Origin of the sequence: Dietzia sp. B44, assembly GCF_014145245.1 — a bacterium.
GTDB classification, from domain to species: domain Bacteria; phylum Actinomycetota; class Actinomycetes; order Mycobacteriales; family Mycobacteriaceae; genus Dietzia; species Dietzia natronolimnaea.
In genome coordinates, this window is sequence record NZ_JAALEF010000118.1 from 1 (window position 1) to 4,206 (window position 4,206).

Annotated in this window: 3 protein-coding genes; 1 reads left to right on the forward strand and 2 read right to left on the reverse strand. The window is 72.1% G+C overall.

The genetic code is table 11. The features are described from left to right. Positions 1 to 219: 219 nt before the first annotated feature. The gene (locus G6017_RS04790; protein WP_179524760.1) at positions 220 to 1,995 is read right to left on the reverse strand and encodes a glycerol-3-phosphate dehydrogenase/oxidase; all 1,776 of its coding nucleotides are present in this window, start codon (positions 1,993 to 1,995) and stop codon (positions 220 to 222) included. Between the two features lie 79 nt (positions 1,996 to 2,074). Here G6017_RS04790 and glpK point away from each other — a divergent pair, with 79 nt between their 5' ends. Continuing rightward, positions 2,075 to 3,634 carry a glycerol kinase GlpK gene (gene glpK / locus G6017_RS04795; RefSeq protein ID WP_182616180.1) on the forward strand — a complete coding sequence of 520 codons (1,560 nt, stop codon included), beginning with the start codon at positions 2,075 to 2,077 and terminating at the stop codon, positions 3,632 to 3,634. On the opposite strand, the gene G6017_RS04800 is transcribed toward glpK, so the two are convergent. Continuing rightward, a partial coding sequence (locus tag G6017_RS04800) for a TOBE domain-containing protein (RefSeq protein WP_524536242.1) occupies positions 3,635 to 4,206 on the reverse strand: 572 nt, incomplete at its 5' end.

A 4,206-nucleotide genomic window follows, 5' to 3' on the forward strand; every position in this document is an offset into this window, starting at 1 on the left:
CGGCGCCGTCGGGCCCCACGGGCCGCGCCGTCGGGCCCGCCCCTCCCCCGGATCCGCTGCTCTCCTGCGCCATCCGCTGCCCCACCGGACAGCCGATCGCGCAGGGCGGCAGCGGATTTCCGGTGTCAGGGGGTGCGGAGCGCGGCCGTGCCGGTTCCGACCCCCATCACGCGCTGGTCGGGATAGGTGGTCCCTCGGTCGGGAAGGGTGGCCCCTCGGTCAGGCCGGGTGGTCGACGACCGGCTCGGCGCTCGCGGGGTCGACGGTCGCCTCCACCAGGAACTCGCGGACCTCGGGGACGCCGCGGAGGAAGCCGTCCGCCTCGTCGTCGGAGTCCGTCACCTGGCTGGCCAGCTCCGCGGCGACCCGTTGCTCGAACATCTCGACCTCCCGCTCGACGCGGTCGGTATCCCAGTCCAGCACCTCCGCCATGAGCTGCGCGGCCTCGCGGGCGCACGCCACCCCTCCGTGCTGGTACTCCATGGAGATCCGGGTCCGGCGGACCAGGACGTCCTCCAGGTGCAGAGCGGCCTCCGCGAGCGCGGCGTAGACGATCTCGACCCGGAGGTAGCGATCGGCGCCGTCGAGGGTCTCCAGCAGATCGGGGCGGTCCGCCGCCAGGTCCAGCACGTCCTCGAGAAGCGAACCGTAGCGGTCGAGCAGGTGCTGGACCTGCTCCTCCCTGATCTCGTAGTGGTCCGCGATCCGGTCCGCGCGGTTGACCATCGCCGGGTAGCCGTCGGCACCGAGGAGGGGGATGCGATCGGTGGTGGAGGCCGGAACGGATTCCGCGCGCTCCGGTCCCAGCTCGGCCACCGCGGCGTCGACCGCGTCCGCCGCCATGACCCGGTAGGTGGTGTACTTGCCGCCCGCCACCACCACGGCCCCGGGAGCCGCGCGCATCACCGCGTGTTCCCGCGAGAGCTTGGCGGTGGAGTCGGCCCCGCCCGAGAGCAGCGGGCGCAGTCCCGCGTAGACACCGCGGACGTCGTCCCGCCCGATCGGGGTCGTGAGCACGGCGTTGACGTGCCCGAGGATGTAGTCGATGTCCGCACCCGTCGCCGCGGGGTGGGCCAGATCGAGCTGCCAGTCGGTGTCGGTGGTGCCGATGATCCAGTATTCGCCCCAGGGGATGACGAAGAGCACCGACTTCTCGGTGCGCAGGATGAGGGCGGCCTCCGAGTCGACCTTGTCACGGTCCACCACGATGTGGACCCCCTTGGAGGCACGCACCGTGAAGCCGCCCTCCTCCCCCAGCATCTCCTGCAGGTGGTCGGTCCACACCCCCGCCGCGTTGAGCACCACCCCGGCCCGGACGTCGGTCTCCCGTCCGGTCTCGGCGTCGCGGACCCGCACGCCGGTCACTCGTTCGCCCTCCCGCAGGTAGCCGATCACCTGCGTGGAGTTGGCGACCACCGCGCCGTGCAGGGCGGCGGTGCGGGCGAGCGTGAGGGTGTGGCGGGCGTCGTCGACCAACGTGTCCCAGTACCGGATCCCCCCCACCACGACGTCCTCGCGCAGACCCGGCGCCACGCGCCGTGCACCGGCGCGGCTGTAGTGCTTCTGCGGCGGGACGCTCTTGGCGCCGCCCATGAGGTCGTAGAGGACGAATCCCGCGGCCATGTAGGGGCGCTCCCAGAACCGGCGGGTGAGCGGGAAGAGGAACTTGAGCGGTTTGACCAGGTGCGGGGCCAGTCGGGTCATGCTGAGCTCGCGCTCGTGGAGGGCCTCGGCGACGAGCCCGAAGTCGAGTTGCTCGAGATACCGGAGCCCGCCGTGGAACATCTTGGAGCTGCGCGAGGAGGTCCCGGCGGCGAAGTCGCGGGCCTCCACCACCGCGACGCTCAGGCCGCGCGTGGCCGCGTCGACAGCGCTGCCGGTGCCCACCACACCGCCACCCACGATCACGATGTCGAAGGACTCCTCCGACAACCTCCGCCATGCCTCGGCCCGGCGCTCGGGACCGAGGACGGACCGTGATCTGATCGTGGGCATCGTGCTCCCTCCGGGGCCGGGTATCGGATTCCGGCCGGTCGCGCCCGACTCTACGCCCGGGCGGACGTAGTCTGACGACGTGACGCGTAACACGTTCATCCTCGCGATCGACCAGGGGACCACGTCCTCGCGGGCCATTCTCTTCGACCACGACGGTCTGCCGGTGCCCGCGGCGACCGCCCAGGTCGAACACCGGCAGATCCTGCCCCGGGCCGGATGGGTGGAACACGACCCGCTGGAGATCTGGGAGAACGTGCGGACGACCATGGCCCAGGTGGCCGGTCACGCCGACCTCGAACCGGCGTTGGTGAGCGCGATCGGCATCACCAACCAACGGGAGACCGTGGTGGTGTGGGAGCGGGAGACCGGTGAGCCGGTCTACAACGCGATCGTCTGGCAGGACACCCGGACCTCGGGGATCTGCGCCCGGCTGGCGGAGGGCCACCCCGACGGAGACAACAGGTTCCGCGATGCGACCGGGTTGCCCCTGTCCACCTACTTCGCGGGTCCGAAGATCCGGTGGATCCTCGATCACCTCGACGCCGAGGGCCGACGCGGCACCGAGCGGGCCGAGGCCGGCGAGCTGCTGGCCGGGACCATCGATTCGTGGCTGGTGTGGAATCTCACCGGCGGCCGCCGCGGCGGGACCGACGGCGAACCGGCGCTCCACGTCACCGACGTCACCAACGCCTCCCGCACCCTGCTCATGGATCTGCGGACCCTGGAGTGGTGCGACGAGCTCTGCCGCGAGATCGGGGTGCCGCGGGCGATGCTCCCCGACATCGTGCCGTCCTCGGGGGTGATCGGTCACGTGACCGAGCGTCGCATGTTCGGCGGGACCCCCATCGCGGGGATCCTCGGCGACCAACAGGCGGCCATGTTCGGCCAGACCTGCTTCGACCCCGGCGACGCCAAGAACACCTACGGGACCGGCGCGTTCCTCCTGCTCAACACCGGCACCACCCCCCAGTTCAGCGACAACGGGCTGCTCACCACCGTCTGCTACAAGCTCGGGGACGCCGACGCCGTGTACGCGCTGGAGGGCTCCGTGGCGGTGGCGGGCTCGCTGGTGCAGTGGCTGCGGGACAACCTCGGGGTGATCTCGAGCGCCGAGGAGACCGAGGAACTGGCGACGTCACTGGAGGACAACGGCGACTGCTATCTCGTGCCCGCGTTCTCCGGACTTCTCGCCCCTCGCTGGCGCCCGGACGCGCGTGGCACCCTGGTGGGCCTGACCCGGTTCCACACCCGGGCACACCTGGCGCGAGCGGCGCTCGAGGCCACCGCGTTCCAGTCCCGCGAGATGACCGACGCGATGGCCGCCGACGCCGGCGAGACCGCCGACGCGCTGCGTGTCGACGGCGGGATGGTGGTCAACGACTACCTGATGCAGTTCCAGGCCGACATCCTGGGCATCGACGTGATCCGGCCCGAGGTCACCGAGACCACCGCCCTGGGTGCCGCCTTCGCCGCGGGGCTGGCGGTGGGCCAGTGGGACTCCCCCGACCGGCTCCGGGAGTTGTGGCGGGAGGACCGGCGGTGGGAGCCACGCATGGCCGAGGACGAGCGCGCGCGCCTGTGGGGCCGCTGGAACGACGCCGTCGAACGGACCCTGGGCTGGGCCGCCACCGAGAGCTGATCAGGCGGGCACCGACGGCCCCGCGTGGAAGACGGCGGGACGCAAGGGCGTGACCTCCACCCGGGCCCCCACCTCGAAGACCTCCCCGCCGGAGACCGGGACCGCGAAGCTCTGCTCGGTGCCGTCGACACACATCCGGATGAGGGTCGACGCGCCGACGAACTCGACGCCGGTGCACACGCCGTGCCCCTCCTGCCCGACCCGACGGACCGTCAGGCTCTCGGGGCGCCACAGGACGGTGCCGGACCCGCGTGCGGGCGTGTCGAGTGGGACGGCGCCGATGGTGGTGTGTGCGACCCCTCCGTCCGCGGTGGCCGGGAGAAGGACGACCTCCCCCGCCAGCTGGGCGACCTCGCGGCTCACCGGGTGGTAGTAGAGCCGTTCGGGGGTGTCGACCTGGGCGAGGCGGCCGTCGATGAGCACGGCGACCCGATCGGCGGTGGCCAGCGCCTCCGCGCGGTCGTGGGTGACGAGGACCGACGTCGCGCCGGACTCGGCGAGCAGGGTCGAGACCTCCGCCCGGACCCGTCCCCGCAGGGCGGCGTCGAGCGCGCTGAACGGTTCGTCCAGCA

Bases quoted from the DNA above. Each gene is read 5' to 3' on its own strand.
- G6017_RS04790 (WP_179524760.1), bottom strand. From the start codon at position 1,995: ATGCCCACGATCAGATCACGGTCCGTCCTCGGTCCCGAGCGCCGGGCC.